Source organism: Achromobacter sp. 77, from assembly GCF_020541125.1.
In the GTDB taxonomy this organism is placed as follows: Bacteria; Pseudomonadota; Gammaproteobacteria; order Burkholderiales; family Burkholderiaceae_B; genus Achromobacter; species Achromobacter mucicolens.
The window spans coordinates 281100-295885 of the sequence record NZ_CP059848.1; the positions used below are offsets into that span (position 1 = coordinate 281100).

Genomic DNA, 14786 nt, shown 5'->3' on the forward strand with positions numbered 1-14786 from the left:
CGGCCCCGCACGCCTGCAACGCGCTGAGTGCGGGGTCCACGGGCCCGGCCCTCAGCGCGTTTTATTTTCGGGGTCTGCTTTGGAAATGGGAGGCGGCAGGGGCAGGCCCTCTGCCCGGGCCAGTCTTTCCATCGCGACTTCCAGAATGGCGCGCGCCTGCCCCGCGGCGCGGCCCAGGTCGCTGTGCAACTGCGCGTCGTCATCGTTGCGGGACGCGCATTGCACGCTGTAGCGTTCGAAGCTGCCCACCATCAGTAGCAGGTCGGCCAGGTGCTTCGGGCATTCGCAGGCCAGGCCGCTGCCCGAGGCCATGATGGTGAATAGCGCATGCTCGTCAAAGCGCAGATCCAGCGTGGGCTGGGCAGGCGCGGTCGGCAGCCGTTCGCCGGCTAGCGCCGAGCGGCACAGCAGCAGCAATTCGCCGATGTCCGCCGGAACGCGGGCCGCCAGAAAACCGTGGGCGCGCAAGGCGCGGATGGTCGCGCTGGCGCAGAACCGGTAAAGCACCAGCACGGCGACGTCGCCGCACGCCTTTGCGGCCGCCACGATCAGCGGCAGCGCGCTTTCATGCAGCTCGGATAGTTCGATCACCAGAACCTCGAGGTCCGCCTCTTGCGGCGTGAGGGCGACCTGTTCAAGGTGCGGCCAGCTCTGTTGAACGATCACGTCCAGGCCGTCGCGTCCGCTGCCGGCGATGCGGCGGGCCAGGTTGGCGCCGGCCACGCCCAGGCGCAGCGGCCCCTGCGCCGCGGGTTGGCGCGCGGCGGCGCCAGCCAGTTCCTGCAGCTGTTCGATGGACATGGGCGCAAGCACGCCGATGGCATGCCCCTGATCGACCAGTTGCTTGAGCAGGCTGAGACGGCGCACCTGTTCGGCGGAATACAAGCGCTGGCCGCGCGCCGAGCGTTCGACATCGGACAGGTTGTAGCGGCGCTCCCAGACGCGCAGCGTCTCCGGGGAGAGCCCCGCCAGGCGCGCCGCCACGCCGCTGCGGTACGTGATGCGGCCGTCGTCGGATTGCTTGGATTCCATTGTTTTCCTTGACCCGGTATTGAACCGATATGTTTGCATAATAGCGGTTCAAATCGTGGACGAGAAGACGGTAGACGCGTAAATTCCTTCATCAAGCGGTTCAATTTCCCCCCTATTCGAGGCCGCTTTCGGAACCCGCGCTCGCGGGAGGTCCCTGGACAAGGAGTCAATCATGAAACGTCTTTTGGCAGGTATTTCGCTCACCCTGGCGCTGGGCACCGCGCACGCCGCCGACATCGTGGACACCGCCAAGTCGGCCGGTTCGTTCAATACGCTGGTCACCGCTGTGCAAGCAGCCGGACTGGTCGACACGCTGAAGGGTCCGGGCCCGTACACCGTGTTCGCGCCGACCGATGAAGCCTTCGCCAAGGTGCCGAAGGACAAGCTGGACGCGCTGCTGAAAGACAAGGCCGCGCTGACCAAGGTGCTCACCTATCACGTCGTGCCGGGCAAGGTCATGGCCAAGGACGTCAAGCCGGGCAAGGTGAAGACGGTTGAAGGCAGCTCGTTGACCATCGCGGTCAATGGCGGCAACGTCACCGTGGACAACGCCAAGGTCGTGAAGACCGATGTCGCGGCGGACAACGGCGTCATCCACGTCATCGACACGGTGCTGATGCCGAAGTAGGGGTTTGTGCAGGTAGCAGGCCGTACCGATGTCCGGCCTTGATAGGCCACCTTGACGGTGCGTGGCCTATCTTTTTTCTTCATGACCGGCAAGCCGCCTCACCGGCTTGCCGGTCCCGGCCTCAGTTCAGTCCGGGATGATATTCAAGACCGCCGCGCCGCCGCTGCCCGTTTAGCGGGAAACGTGCCGGCCAGGCGATGCGTCCGCCTCGCGCTTGCGATGCGCGAAATTCAGCGTCACCATCAGCCCCGCCGCCATCGAGAACAGGTGCTTGAGCGTGTGGCCGCTCATGAACGCGAACGTCTGGTATATCTGATAGTCCAGCAGTTCGGCGGCCTTGGCCAGCACGTAGAACCCGATGGCCGCGCCGAAGTACAGCCGTTCGCGCAGCGGGGTGCCGTTTCTCCATTGCAGCAGCGGCACCAGCACCAGCGGCATGAACTGCACGAAGAGGTACGGACGCAGATCGCCCGTGGACGTGTGGTCGGTGTACCACCACCACGCCACGCTGCCCACGGCAAGCGCGGTCCACAGCACATCGACCCAGCGGCCGTCGCCGACGGTTTCGCGCCAGACGGCCGACAGGATGCCGGCGCACAGCAGCGCGATGGGCAGGCGGTCCCAGATCAGACGCGCGTTGTCGGGCAAGAGGTGGTACCACCCGGAGCCGAAGGCGGTCAGCATGAGCGCAAGGAAGAACACCGTGTAGCCGGGCCGGATGGCGTCCAGCGCACGCAGGTGGCGCGAGTGCATGACCAGCGCCAAGCCATACCAGCCGACCACCGCGAAGCCCAGGTTGGAGAGCACATCGCCCGCGTTGGGAATGCCCAGCCACGCGCGCTTGTCGGCAAAGTCGTGATAGTGCTCGAGCTGGGCGATCGGCCCGTGCAGCGCGAGGCCCACGGCGACCAGGATCACCACTGTCCACGGAAGCAAGCGGCGCGTGTTCAGGCCGGGGGGCGTTGCAGCAGGTAGTGTGCTCATGCGGTTCTTCCCCGGCAGGGGGTGTGCCGGCTAATGCTGATAGTAAAGGCGGCGCCTGCCCGTCTCCAGCCCCGGCGCTGCGGGATTCGCAGGATTTTTATGTCGTTGTGTATCGGCGCGCGCGGCGCGTACATACCGACACCCAACGCCCCGCGCCCCGGGCCACAGTGACGTCCAGCAGTCACGTCCCCTTCAACAAGACTTTCTGGAGCATCACCATGCCGGAACCGGTAAACGTCCAGCGGCGCCGCCTGCTGGGTACGACTTCTTCGCTGGCGGGCGCCAGCCTGCTGGGCCTCGGGCTCGGCGGCAACGCGATCGCCAAATCCGTGGCGAAGGCCCCGCAAGGCCCCGTCCCCCCGTTCAACAGCATCCGGCAGATCCGCGCCGGCACGCTGGACGTGGGCTACGTGGACGCCGGCCCGGCCGATGGCCCCGTCGCCATCCTGCTGCACGGCTGGCCCTATGACATCCACAGTTTCATCGACGTCGTGCCGCGCCTGACGGCCGCCGGTTACCGCGTGATCGTGCCCCATTTGCGCGGCTACGGCACCACGCGGATCGTATCGCCGGACACCCCGCGCAATGGCGAACAGGCCGTCGTGGCCGTGGACATGATTGCGCTGATGGACGCGTTGAAGATTCGCAAGGCGGTCGTCGCCGGCTTCGATTGGGGCGCACGCACCGCGTGCATCATGGCGGCGCTGTGGCCGCAGCGCTGCGAGGCGCTGGTGTCGGTCAGCGGCTACCTGATCGGCAGCCTGGAAGGCAACCGCAAGCCGCTGCCGCCGCAGGCCGAGCTGCAATGGTGGTATCAGTTCTACTTCGCCACGGAGCGCGGCGCGGCCGGCTACGCTGCCAACGTGAACAGCTTCAACAAGCTGATCTGGCAACTGGCCTCGCCGCAATGGCGCTTTGACGACGCAACGTTTGCGCGATCGGCGCGCGCCTTCGACAACCCCGACCATGTCGAGATCGTGGTGCACAACTACCGCTGGCGGCTGGGACTGGCGCAGGGCGAGTCGCAGTACGACGCGCTGGAGGCGCGGCTGGCGCAATTGCCCAGGATCGGCATTCCGTCGATCACGATGGAAGGCGACGCCAATGGCGCGCCGCATCCGCCACCCGCGGCCTACGCCGGCCAGTTCACCGGCAAATATCAGCACATCGACGTGGGTGTCGGCATCGGCCACAATCTGCCGCAAGAGGCGCCGAAGGCGTTTGCCGACGCGGTGCTTCGCGTCACCCGCCTGTAGCGCGCAAACGCGTCAGGCCGCGACGCAACGCGCCGTTCAGCCGGCGCGCGGCAGCCAATCCCAGACGGTCGCAAGGACCTGCTCGGGCATCTCGCGGTGCGGCACGTGGCCGCAATTCTCGAAGATGACGGGCTGCGCGCCTGCCAGCTGCGCAATGCGCTCGGCGTGCACCGTGGAGCCGTATTCGTCGTTGTCGCCGTGCAGCGCCAGCGCGGGGCATTTCACTTGCGCCAGCTGCGGGTCCAGCGTCCAGTCCGCGAAGTCCGGCGACAGCCAGGTGTCGATCCAGGCGCTCAGCACCCAGGCCGCCTTGTCGCCGTGGTACTTCTTCAGGCGGTCAAGCTGTCCGGGCTGCGCGAAAGCCTCGCGCGCCTGGCGGATGCCTTCCAGGGTGCGTTCCTCTGCGTAGACCTGCGCGGATTCGGTGATGAGCGCGCGGCACGACTGCGGATACGCCGCGGCGCTGGCAATGGCCATGCCGCCGCCGACGCTGTGGCCAAACGCCGCGAACTGGTCCAGCTCCAGCGCTTCGCGCACGGCGCGAAATCCCTCGATGGCTTCGCGCACCACGAAGTCCACACCGAGCGTGCCCTTGTACGGGTCGGACCGGCCAAATCCCAGGCGGTCGTAGGCGATGACCTCGCGCCCCGTCGCGCCGGCCAGCCGTTCCGGAAAGTCGCGCCACAGCTCCACGCATCCCAGCGAATCGTGCATCAGCACGATGGGCGCGCCGCTGCCGGCAGACGTGGCGGATGCGGCGGGCGTCCAGCGCCGCACGAAAAGCTGGCCGCTGGCGGCGGGGACGAATACATCTTGGAATTCGACGGACGACATCACGGGTTCTCACGGATTAGATGGCACGGGACGCCTCTGGGGCGCGGCAGCACGCCAGCCGCCTCCCGGGGACAGTCCGAAATAGTAGCGTAGGCGCGCGCAGGCGCCTGCTGGCGTTGCGCGCCGGTATCAAAGGCGTGACGTTACGAATGCAATTGCTACTGCACCACGGCGGACCGTGGCCGCACGCACATCATTTGTCGCATTACATGCCCTGCCCGCGCGCCGCTTTTCCCCAGCGCGCCACTACGATGGCCGCAGTTATTTACCGCACCAGGAGCAAGTCATGAAGATCCCTTTCCGCCACCTCGCCGGCGCCGCCGCCCTCATCGCGGCGCAGTGCTACGCAGGCACCGCTACCGCGCAGTGGCTCGATGCTGTAAAGGGACAGATGGAAGGCGCGGGCCAAGGCAGTGCAACCCAAGGCGGCGGCGCCCCAAGCAATGCCGGGCAAGGCGGCATCCTGCAGGGCCTGGGTAATAGCCTGCCGCTGTCTTCGCTTACCCCGGCCTCGGCCGGCAACGCGGCCGGCGTGCTGGAGTTCTGCATGAAGAACAATTACCTTGCCGGCGGCGACGCGCAGGCCTTGAAAGACAAGCTGATGGGCAAGATCGGCGGCGGCTCGACGCAGAAGGCCAAAACGGATTCCGGCTATCTCGCCGGACTGCAGGGCCTGCTCAACGGCAGCGACGGCAAGTCGGTGGACCTGAGCGGCGGCGGGCTGAAAGAGGAACTGACCCGCAAGGCGTGCGATCAGGTGCTCAAGCACGCCAAGTCGTTCCTGTAGCGGCGCCCCATCGCTACTTCGCCGCCCCGAAAATATCCTCCCGCGCCGCGCGGCTTAGCGCCACCACCGCCGGGTGCTCCAGCCGCTGGTCGGTGGTGATGGCGTAGAACTGTTCCTTCACCGCCGGTGCGTGTCCGATGGCGCGCACACGGTACTGCTTGCACAGGTACGCGGCGGTCGCCGTGGGCGCGACGAAGAGGCCTGTCCCGGTCTGCCCAAAGGAGTTCATCAGCGCGCTGTCGTCGAACTCGCCCACGATGCGCGGGCGGATGTCCTGTTCGTCGAACCAGCGCAGCAGCCGCGGCCGGATGGCGGCGTCTTCGCCCGGCAGCAGGAACGGCGCCTGGTCCAGCAGCGCCGGAAACGTGCCCGGCAGGGTGTCCAGCAGTTGCGGCGATCCAAAGAAGGTCAGTCCGCACTCGCCCAGCAGATGGCTGAAGCCGCGCACGTTCAGGTTGCCGGGCATCGGGCGGTCGGCGATCACCATGTCGAATCGATGCACCGCCAGATCAGCTAGAAGGAAGGGAAGACGCCCTTCGCGGCAGATAAGCCGCACGTCCTCGGCCAGCTGCAATGCGGGTTCGATCATCCGGTACACCATCGCCTTGGGCATGCCTTCGGCCACCCCCACCTTGAACTCCAGCGCGCGCCGCGCGGGACGCTCACGCAGGTCATCCAGCAATTCGTCGCCCAAGGTGAAGATGCGGTCCGCGTAAAGCAGCGCATGGCGCCCCACGTCGGTCAGTTCAAGGCCTCGGCCGGCGCGCCGGAAAAGCTCGGTGCCCAGCGCGGATTCCAGATCCTGGATCTGGCCGCTGATGGATTGGGGCGTGCGCTGCAATTGCTGCGCCGCGCGGGCGATGCTGCCCGCCTTGGCCACCGTCCAGAAATAGCGCAGATGCTTGTAGTTGAGCGTGACCATGGCTGATCGCTCCAAAAAATCTGACTATCGGGTCATCTTAATGCGAATTGTTGGAGCAATCGCGCCGCACTAGACTGGCCTCGTGCGAATGCAGTCCCTGTGCGCCCCTTGCGCGGCTCGCGTGGCGCGAGGGAAGGAGGCGCCTTTCATGAACCGGGTCGAAACCTTTGCGACGCTGCCGATGTGGGCGGGATTCGTGGGTTTTGTGCTGCTCGTGTTGGCGCTGGACCTGTATGCGTTCGGCGGGCGCCGCGCGCACCGCGTGTCCTCGCGCGAAGCGCTGTGCTGGGTGCTGGCGTGGATGACGCTTGCCACGCTGTTCGGCGGCCTGATGTGGTGGTATCTGGACGCTGCGCTGGGGCGGGCGGTGGCACATCAGAAGACGCTGGAGTTCTTTACCGGCTACCTCATTGAACTGTCCCTGTCTGTGGACAACATGTTCGTCTTCTCGCTGATCTTCACGTACTTCGCGGTGCCGCTGGAGCTGCAGCGGCGCGTGCTTCTGTACGGGGTGCTGGGCGCCATCGTCATGCGGGTCAGCATGATCCTGGCCGGCGTGTGGCTGCTGTCGCAATTTACGTGGCTGTTTTACGTGCTGGGCGCGTTCCTGGTCTTCACGGGGCTCAAGATGCTGTTTACCGCAGGTCGACAGCCGGATATCTCGCGCAATCCGCTGGTGCGCTTCCTGCGGTCGGCGATGCGGATCACCAAGGACTATCACGGGCAGTCATTCTTTGTGCGCATCGACGGGTTGCGCTATGCGACGCCGATGTTCGTGGTGCTGGTGATGATCGAGGCGACCGACGTCGTGTTTGCCGTGGATAGCATCCCCGCCATCTTTGCCGTGACGACCGATCCGTTCATCGTCTTCACGTCCAACATTTTCGCCATCATGGGGCTGCGGGCGCTGTATTTTCTGCTGGCGGACATGGTGGCGCGGTTTCACTATCTCAAGTATGGCCTGGCAACGGTGCTGGTCGTCATCGGCGGCAAGATGCTTGCCGAACAATGGGTCCACGTGCCGGTGCACTGGTCGCTTGGGGTGGTTGGCGTGATCCTGCTGGCGTCGGTGGGCGCAAGCTGGGTGATGCCGGGAAGGGACGCGCAAAAGCCCGCGCGCTCCGAAACCAGGAAGTCATGACCCGGAGGTCTGCCATGAACACGATCATTCTTGCTACCGATGGGTCGCTGCACAGCGACGCGGCGGCCCGATTTCTGGTGGATAGTCCCTTGCTGAACCGGGATTTCGTCGTGCATGTGGTGCACTGCGAACCCGACGTGGGCGGGGACGTGAAGTCCTTCATCGGCAAGGCGGACATCGAAGCCTGGCACCACGAGGAAAGCGGCAAGGCGATGCAATCGGTGGTTGGCATTCTGACCGCCGCCAATGTCAGCCACGAATGCCACGAGCTCGTGGGTTTCACGCCAGAGAAGATCGTCGAGTATGCGAAGCAGGTCGACGCGGCGGCCATCGTGCTGGGGTCGCACCATCACAGCCCGCTGCTCAACGCCATTCGCGGCTCGGTGTGCGGGCGGATTCTGGCGCATTCGCCCTGTCCGGTGATGCTCGTCTGACGTGGCGGCGGCGCCGTTCGGGCCGCGTGGGCGCGGGCAGTGGTATCTTCTGCGGATCTTTCGCCCCAAACCCGCGCCCATGTCCGACGTTCCCGCTCCCGCCGATTCGCCCGTTACCGATGCGCCGGCAGCGCCGCACCGGCCTTTCATCCAGAATGCCGGCACCCGGCGCACCCTGCATTTCACGCAGCAGGAGATCCAGAGCAGCATGTCGCTGCTCAATCCGGACGCGCTGGAGATCGAATACACGCGGATGATGATGGGCTTCGTGCTGTTCAAGCCGGAACCGGCGGACATCCTGATGGTGGGCTTGGGGGGCGGATCGCTGCCCAAGTTCTGCCATCGCTATCTGACGGGGGCGCGCATCACGGTGGTGGAGATCGATCCGGCCGTCATCGCACTGCGCGACGCGTTCTTGGTGCCGCCGGACGGCGAGCGCTTTCAGGTGATCGAGGCCGACGCGGCCCGGCACCTCGCGGGTCTGACCGAACAGGCCGATGTGATCTTCCTGGATGGATTCGTGGCCGGGGGCATCCCGGACCCGCTGTGCAGCGCCGCCTTCTACGCCGACTGCCATCGCGCCTTGCGCGACGACGGCATCCTGGTGATCAATTTCCACGTCAACCACCCCATGCATCACGAGTACCTGGACCGCGTGCGCGCGTCGTTCGGCTCGTCGATGTTCGAGGTGGTGGACGACGACATGACCAACAGCATCGTGTTCGCCTGCAAGGGCGATCTGCTGAACGACCCCGCCGCGGCGCAGCTCAAGCGGCCGGCCACGATGCCCAAGGACGCGTGGCGCCAGCTCATGCCGACGATGCGCGTGATCGGGGCGACGCTGGAATTGCGGTAGCCGGGGCGGCCGCTACGCCGGATCGCTCAGCATGATCGACAGCAGTTCGCGGGTGGCGCGCGACAGGTCGCGGGACGCCGGCGCCTCGCCCTTTTCTCCCAGCGTTGTCGTCAGCCTGGACACCGTCTGCGCGATGGCTTGGTCGTCCAGCATCGTGGGCGCAGGGCCGGCGTCCGCGGCCGGCACGGGCGGCGGCGTGATGTGTTTTCTGGCCGCTTTTAGCAGGTCCGCCACCGGATCGGTCTTGCCGCGCGCGTTGACGCGGTCGGTCATGGCGGTGGCCAGGCTCTTGCCGCCGCCCCGGGTCCGCAGCCCGGACCGCTCGCTGGCGGCCTCCCAGGCGCCGCGCTGCGCAGCGTAGGCGGTAAGCAGCGCGAAGCGGTCCGCGTCGATGAGCAGCGGCGATTCGGCCACCGCGATCAGCAGGGACTGGTAGGCGGCGCTTGCGGCCGTGGCGTCGTTGCCGATCAGGGCCGTGGAGACGTCTTTCCACAGATGATGGAACGGCAGCGTGGTGGCCGCGGCGAACATGTCGGTGCCCAGCGTCGCGCGCTGCTCGAAGGCCAGGACCAGATAATCGACGTCGTTCACGGGCTCGGGCTTGCCTGCGCCCTGCTGGCGGTGCAGCACGCCGTCCACCAGTTGCAAGCCCGCCAGCTTGTCCTGCGAGTCCGCGCCCGCCAGGACGCGATAGCCGCTGCGCCGCAGCGCATCGCCGTCGTAGACGCCAAAGCGCACGCTGACGCCATCGGTGCCGAACAGCTTGGCAAGCGGGGTGAGCAGGCTTTCGCCCGTCTTGACGATGGCGCCGCCCACAGGGCCGCCCAGCATCGTGACCGCCGTGGAGACGAAATCCAGGATGCCGCGCGAAAGGCTGCTGTCGGCGAAACGGCACAGCGCCGCATACATCTCCAGCCCGTCGCTGGCGTAAGGAACGTTGCGCGCCACATAGACGTCGCGAAACGCCACGCGGCGGGCGCCGGCGTCCGGCGCGGCCGCGCCCAGCGCCTGCTGGATGAGGTCGTAGCCGACGATGTACGGAATCTCGCGCCGGACGCCGTCCGCGCCGTATCGCAGGAAGAACGTGCAGAGCGGCAGGAACTGGCTGAGGTAATTGCCCGCCTCGCACAGGCGCATTTCGACCAGCCGGACGCTGAAGTAACACTGGCCGGGCACGAAGGCGGCGCCGTCCAGTCCCGCGGCCACCGCGGTGTTGCCGGCGGGCGGCTCGATCTGCGCATAGAAGTTGCGTCCCGCGGGGACGGTGGGCAGGAGGGCGCCCGCGCCGTCGCCGCCTGCCGTCTTGCCGCCGATGCCGCGCAGCATGCCGAATAACCCGTCCATGTCAGCTCCTTGTTCTGGGCCGCGCGTAGCGGCGTTGCGCTCAGTCGCGCACGATGGCCACGGCCGACGCCCAGGTCGGCAGGTCGCCCGCGTCGCCCTGCGCGGCCTTGCATGCATAGCGGTAGGCTTCCGCCAGGTCCTTGGGCTGCGCCGCGTCCAGGTACACGTCGTAGAAGCGCTGGATGTAGCGGGCGCAGGATTCCTCTTCGACCTGCCAGCGAAACGCCAGCACGCCGGCCGCGCCAGCGCGCATGACTTCCAGCGCCGTGCGCACCGACGCGCCGCTGCACGAGGACAGCACCAGCAGCTTGCATTTGCCCGCTTCCATCCACTGGCCGATCAGCCGGATCGACAGCTGCCACGCTTCGCCGTCCTCCCCGGGCAGCACCAGCATCGTGCTTTCGCCCTCGGACACGGAGTGGCCGGCGAAATGGAAGATGTCGTAGTTGCCCGTGCGCAGCCGTTCCTCGATGCGGCGTTGCAGGTCCGCGCCCACCAGGCCCGTTTCGTCGGCGGCGCGAACGTGATCGATGATGAGGTGACCGGGTGCGCGCGCCGCCAGCTCGGCCAGGTGCTCGCGTTCCTTCGCCACGGACTGCAGCGGTCCGAACTCCATGGCGGGCAGCGGCGGGCCGCCGTCCTCGCACCGGAAGGTGACGGTGCCGAACACCGAACTGGCGTCCATGAACAGCATCCGCACCGGCTGGCCGGGCGCGCGGGCGTCCGGCTCCCAGCGCGGCGCGGGCGCCGTGCCTTCCAGATGGAGGCGCCGCGCCATCGGCAGCTCCAGGCACAGGTAGCGGCCGCTGTCGGCGCCGAACTCGCGGCCCATCTCGAAGGGCAGGTTGAACAGGCGCGAGACCTCCTGGCTGGCCAGGTTGAATTCAAAGCGCAGGTCCAGCCCCGCAAAGGCGCCCGCCCCTGGCGATACTTCTTCGTCGCGCGCCCGCTGGATCAGCTTGGCGACGGGCGCGCCCAGGCTGTGCGTGACCATGGCGCTGAAGACGTCTTCGCCCACCCCGCTCAGGTCCTTGAGCCATTGCGGCGCCTTGGTTTCGCCCAGATACGGGCTGAAGGTCTCGATGCGGCCCACCAGCGCGGAGATCCGGTCGCGCTCCTTGTAGGGCATGTCCTGCGAGGAATATTCGTGCCGCCCCATCTGGATGCGGTAGGTGATCGAATGCTCGCCCACGCGGATGATGAGCCGCCGCCGGCGCTTGGGCGCCAGCGGCGTCAGGCATGTGAGCACGGTGGCGACCTCCGCGCCGCTGTTGACGGCGGTCTTCGCGTCGTTGGTCCACATGAAGACTTCCGGGCGCTCCAGCACGTAGCGCTGCACGAGCTCGGGCGGGTCCACCGCCAGGACCAGCAAGGGCACCGAAGACCGCCGCGCTATCCATTCCAGCAGTTCCACCGCCGCCGCGCCGGGCTTGCCGCGCTTGCTGGCGGTCGAGCCCAGCCGGGCGTCGATGATGACGAGCCGCGGTTCGATGCGGGGCGTCGACAGATCCCAGGATTCGATCTGCGTCTTGGCGCTTTCCAGCGAGGTGCGGCGGCGCAGTTCCGCGCCCACGAACGGCGCGATCGCCGGGTACTGCTGGACGTGGCGGTGCAGTTGGGCGAGGTTGTTGGCCCAGTCGTCCTCGTGCTCGTCGTTCATGCTGGCCAGCAGGATGAAGTTGGGTCCGGCGGGGTCGTGTTCCATGATGGCTGTCCCAGGTTCCCGATGCCCTAGCCCGCCCGCAGCGGCAGGATCAGCGTGAACGCGCGCCACGGCGGCGTGACCGTCGCGTAGGCTTTGTCCGGGTGCAGCGGCGCAGCCGACAGCGGCGGGTCGGTGACCAGCGCGCCGCCGTGGTCGATCACGGTTTCCTGTATCTGGGTGATGGCGATGCTGGCGCCGTCGTGCGCGGCGCGTTCGGCGCTGAGCAAGGCGTCGTCGGGCACGGCGTGGGCGGGCGGATCGGCCTCCCACCGTTGCTCCTTGCTCAGGCCAAAGCGGATCGTGCAGCCGTCCGGGCCGGCATCCAGGTCGATCGTCACGCGGGCGTCGTCCGCATTGCGGCAGCGCAGGAGGTAATCGGTCATCGACCGGAACGCCGCCGAGAGCGCCTGCGCATCGCCGGACACGGTCGGGCCGTCCCGCGAGGCTGTGTGATTCGTCAGCGCAATCCGGCGCTGGTCGCGCGCGGGCAAGGCGGCCACCACGTCCTGCAGGCGCGCGCCCAGTTCGACATCGCTGTGCATGACGCGGGCGCGCCGCCGCGATTCGCTTGCGCCCGCCAGGCGCTCGAAGGTGATGTCGGCCTTGCCGATCTCGGCCACGATGCGCTGGCTCAGGTCCTGCGCCTGGGCCGCGACCTCCTCGGCGGGCATGCCCTGGCGGGCGTCCTCGTGCAGCAGCACGGTCTGCGATGTCAGGCTGCACGCCAGCGACAACGAGGTGCGCGTCTGCCGCGCCACCTCGGCCACGGTCTCGCGCAGGTAGCGCAGGTCGCGCGCCCACCCCAGGTCCGCGATGTCGGTGAAGAACCAGATCGACATGTCCAGGCTGGGATCCAGGTCGGTGCGCGTGGCCAGGACGGAGCGGGGCTGGCCGGTGCTGTCCAGCAGTTCGATGCGTTCGCGCTTGACGGTGAAGGGAGCGGTCAGGATGCCCAGCGTGGCTTCGTCGCCCGCAATCGCGTAGTCCGTGATCGCCGGGGCCTCGTCCAGGCTGCGCCCGCGCCGGGGCTCAGCGCCCAGCATGTCCGTTGCCACGCGGTTCATCTCGATGACGGCGCCCTCGCGGCCCACGAACACCACCGCCTGTTCGGTTTCCGCCATCAGGCTTTGCTTGGTCTGGTTGAGCAGATGCTGCGCCAGGCCTTCTTCCAGCGACGCGATGATCTGGAGCAGGTCGTCGATGTCCGGCCCCTTGAAGGCGTGCGAGACCGACGATTCCACGTCAAGCAGCCACCGTATCCGGCCGTTCAGGTGAATGGGCACGGTCATGGCCGAGCGCAGCGGACGCTTCGGTCCTCCGTAGCCGTGTTGCGCATAGGCCGGGTTGCCGATGTCGTCCACCGCCAGCAGGCAGCCCTGCGCCAGCGTGGCGCCCAGCATGCCTTGCGAGGTGGGCTGCTGGTATGCGGGCGGCAGCGCGTAGGCCGGCGCCAGGCTGTGCTGGGTGACGACCTCGAAGCGCTTGTCCTGGCGGTTGACGCGATACAGCGCCACGTGGTCCCACGAAAAATGCTGCGCAAGCTGGACGATGATCTCTTCGGCGGCCTGGCGCAACGACGCGGCGGCCATCACCTTGCGCCGCAGCGAATCGGCAAATTCGGCGCGCTCGTCGTCGCGCTCTTTTTCAAAGCGCATCAGCACGGGTTCCAGGTCCAGGGCGCGCAGCATTTCCAGGTGCCGCTCGCCGTAAGCGCCCGGCTGGCGCGAGCACAGGCTGAGCGCCGAGCTGTAGCCGTCCGGGCGTGTGACGGGCAGCGTGACGGAGGCCTCGATGCCCAGGTCCTGATAGCACCGCACGACCTCGTTGCCGGGCTGCGGCATGTTCTTCTGGACGAAGGCGCCGATCTCGTCGACCCAGGTCCGGCCGGAATCCAGGAACGCGCGGATCGTGGGCGGCAGGTCCATCCAGCGCGCGGGCCATAGCTCCACGCCCTCCGGGCGCACGGCGATCGCGCGAAACAGCGACACGTCGTTGCCATAGATGCCGAAGACCGCGTGCTCGAACGGGATGAGGCGCCGTATCTGCTCCAGGATGCGGTCCAGCTTCAGCCGCCAGCCGGCGATCGCGGGATCCAGGGCAATGCGCCGGATTTCATCGCGGGCGGACTCCAGCGTGCGCGACTGGATGACGGCAATAACGCCAAGCAGTTCGCCGTTGGGGGCGGGATCGGGCGTCATGACCAGCTCGAACTGCCGGTCGGCGTCGTCGGGAACCGGGATGGCGATAGTCACCGCGACCATCGCATCGCCTTCCGTGTCTTGCACGCAGCGCAGGATGGCGCGCTGCACGGGGCCGCCGTCGGACGGCCGGAAGCGCGCCGCGAGCCGGGTGCCGCACAGGGCCTCGCGCGGCAGGCCCAGCGTGCGCGCCGCCTCGGGGTTGGCAAAGCGGATCACGCCCTGCATGTCCAGCCGGAACACGGCGTACGGCGTGCGCTCGAAACGATGCGATTCGGCCTCGCGAAACGGCGCGCCGTCGTTGACCAGCACGATGAGTTCGCCGCTGTCCAATGTGCACAGCGGGATGAGCTGCGCGGGCACGCGGGCCCCGCCCGGGCTCCGGTACACGACATCGACGGCGCCATCGCCCATGCGCAGCGGCTTGGCAAGCCCGTAGACCTGGCTCACGTGCCGGTTGACGAGCGCCTCGCGCGCCAGCGGCAGGACGGCGCTGGCCGCGACGATCTCGCCGGATCGGGCCAGCACCAGACAGGGCACGCCGACTTGGGACAGCACGCGCGCCACCTCGGCGGGCTCGCCAAAAAGGGAAAATTCGGGCAGCGCCGCGCCCTGGGCAAGCGCCGGCGCGTCGCGATAGGGTTTCGGCTCCATCTCTGTCATGA

The 14786-nt window shown here is 67.5% G+C and carries 13 protein-coding genes; 6 read left to right on the forward strand and 7 right to left on the reverse strand.

The window, feature by feature from the left end; translation table 11 throughout:
• Positions 1-51: 51 nt before the first annotated feature.
• Positions 52-1032 (reverse strand): MerR family transcriptional regulator, encoded by a 981-nt coding sequence (locus H4P35_RS01295; RefSeq protein WP_152383178.1) that lies wholly within the window; start codon positions 1030-1032, stop codon positions 52-54.
• A 172-nt stretch (positions 1033-1204) separates the two neighbouring features.
• Between H4P35_RS01295 and H4P35_RS01300 the strand changes: the two genes are divergently transcribed.
• On the forward strand, positions 1205-1660 hold the full coding sequence (locus H4P35_RS01300; RefSeq protein WP_062840036.1) for a fasciclin domain-containing protein: 456 nt from the start codon (positions 1205-1207) through the stop codon (positions 1658-1660).
• 171 nt (positions 1661-1831) lie between these two features.
• On the opposite strand, the gene H4P35_RS01305 is transcribed toward H4P35_RS01300, so the two are convergent.
• Complete coding sequence (locus H4P35_RS01305) at positions 1832-2644, reverse strand: hypothetical protein (RefSeq protein ID WP_226847754.1); 813 nt, start codon at positions 2642-2644, stop codon at positions 1832-1834.
• 218 nt (positions 2645-2862) lie between these two features.
• On the opposite strand from H4P35_RS01305, the gene H4P35_RS01310 reads away from it, so the two are divergent.
• The gene (locus tag H4P35_RS01310) at positions 2863-3900 is read left to right on the forward strand and encodes an alpha/beta fold hydrolase (protein WP_226847755.1); all 1038 of its coding nucleotides are present in this window, start codon (positions 2863-2865) and stop codon (positions 3898-3900) included.
• Between the two features lie 36 nt (positions 3901-3936).
• Here H4P35_RS01310 and H4P35_RS01315 read toward each other — a convergent pair whose 3' ends face one another.
• A complete protein-coding gene (locus tag H4P35_RS01315) occupies positions 3937-4734 on the reverse strand; it encodes an alpha/beta fold hydrolase (protein WP_226847756.1) in 798 nt (265 codons plus the stop codon).
• Positions 4735-5020: 286 nt separating this feature from the next.
• On the opposite strand from H4P35_RS01315, the gene H4P35_RS01320 reads away from it, so the two are divergent.
• The gene (locus H4P35_RS01320; protein WP_226847757.1) at positions 5021-5521 is read left to right on the forward strand and encodes a DUF2501 domain-containing protein; all 501 of its coding nucleotides are present in this window, start codon (positions 5021-5023) and stop codon (positions 5519-5521) included.
• Between the two features lie 13 nt (positions 5522-5534).
• Here H4P35_RS01320 and nhaR read toward each other — a convergent pair whose 3' ends face one another.
• Entirely contained in the window at positions 5535-6443 is a 909-nt protein-coding gene (gene nhaR / locus H4P35_RS01325; RefSeq protein WP_062840040.1) for a transcriptional activator NhaR, read from the reverse strand.
• Positions 6444-6591: 148 nt separating this feature from the next.
• On the opposite strand from nhaR, the gene H4P35_RS01330 reads away from it, so the two are divergent.
• The 3 genes from H4P35_RS01330 (at position 6592) to H4P35_RS01340 (ending at position 8874) form a co-directional block, all read left to right on the forward strand.
• Positions 6592-7584: a TerC family protein gene (locus tag H4P35_RS01330; RefSeq protein ID WP_226847758.1), complete on the forward strand. Its 993-nt coding sequence runs from the start codon at positions 6592-6594 to the stop codon at positions 7582-7584.
• A 14-nt stretch (positions 7585-7598) separates the two neighbouring features.
• Positions 7599-8018, forward strand: a complete 420-nt coding sequence (locus H4P35_RS01335) for a universal stress protein (RefSeq protein ID WP_056319443.1) — start codon at positions 7599-7601, stop codon at positions 8016-8018.
• A gap of 79 nt (positions 8019-8097) precedes the next feature.
• On the forward strand, positions 8098-8874 hold the full coding sequence (locus H4P35_RS01340; RefSeq protein WP_226847759.1) for a fused MFS/spermidine synthase: 777 nt from the start codon (positions 8098-8100) through the stop codon (positions 8872-8874).
• A gap of 12 nt (positions 8875-8886) precedes the next feature.
• On the opposite strand, the gene H4P35_RS01345 is transcribed toward H4P35_RS01340, so the two are convergent.
• Genes H4P35_RS01345 through H4P35_RS01355 form a run of 3 tightly spaced genes read right to left on the reverse strand, consistent with a single transcriptional unit; the run spans position 8887 to position 14784 of the window.
• Complete coding sequence (locus H4P35_RS01345) at positions 8887-10218, reverse strand: hypothetical protein (RefSeq protein WP_226847760.1); 1332 nt, start codon at positions 10216-10218, stop codon at positions 8887-8889.
• A gap of 40 nt (positions 10219-10258) precedes the next feature.
• The gene (locus tag H4P35_RS01350; RefSeq protein WP_226847761.1) at positions 10259-11923 is read right to left on the reverse strand and encodes a CHAT domain-containing protein; all 1665 of its coding nucleotides are present in this window, start codon (positions 11921-11923) and stop codon (positions 10259-10261) included.
• A gap of 26 nt (positions 11924-11949) precedes the next feature.
• Positions 11950-14784, reverse strand: coding sequence for a PAS domain-containing protein (locus H4P35_RS01355; RefSeq protein WP_226847762.1), 2835 nt, complete (start codon positions 14782-14784; stop codon positions 11950-11952).
• Positions 14785-14786: the final 2 nt, after the last annotated feature.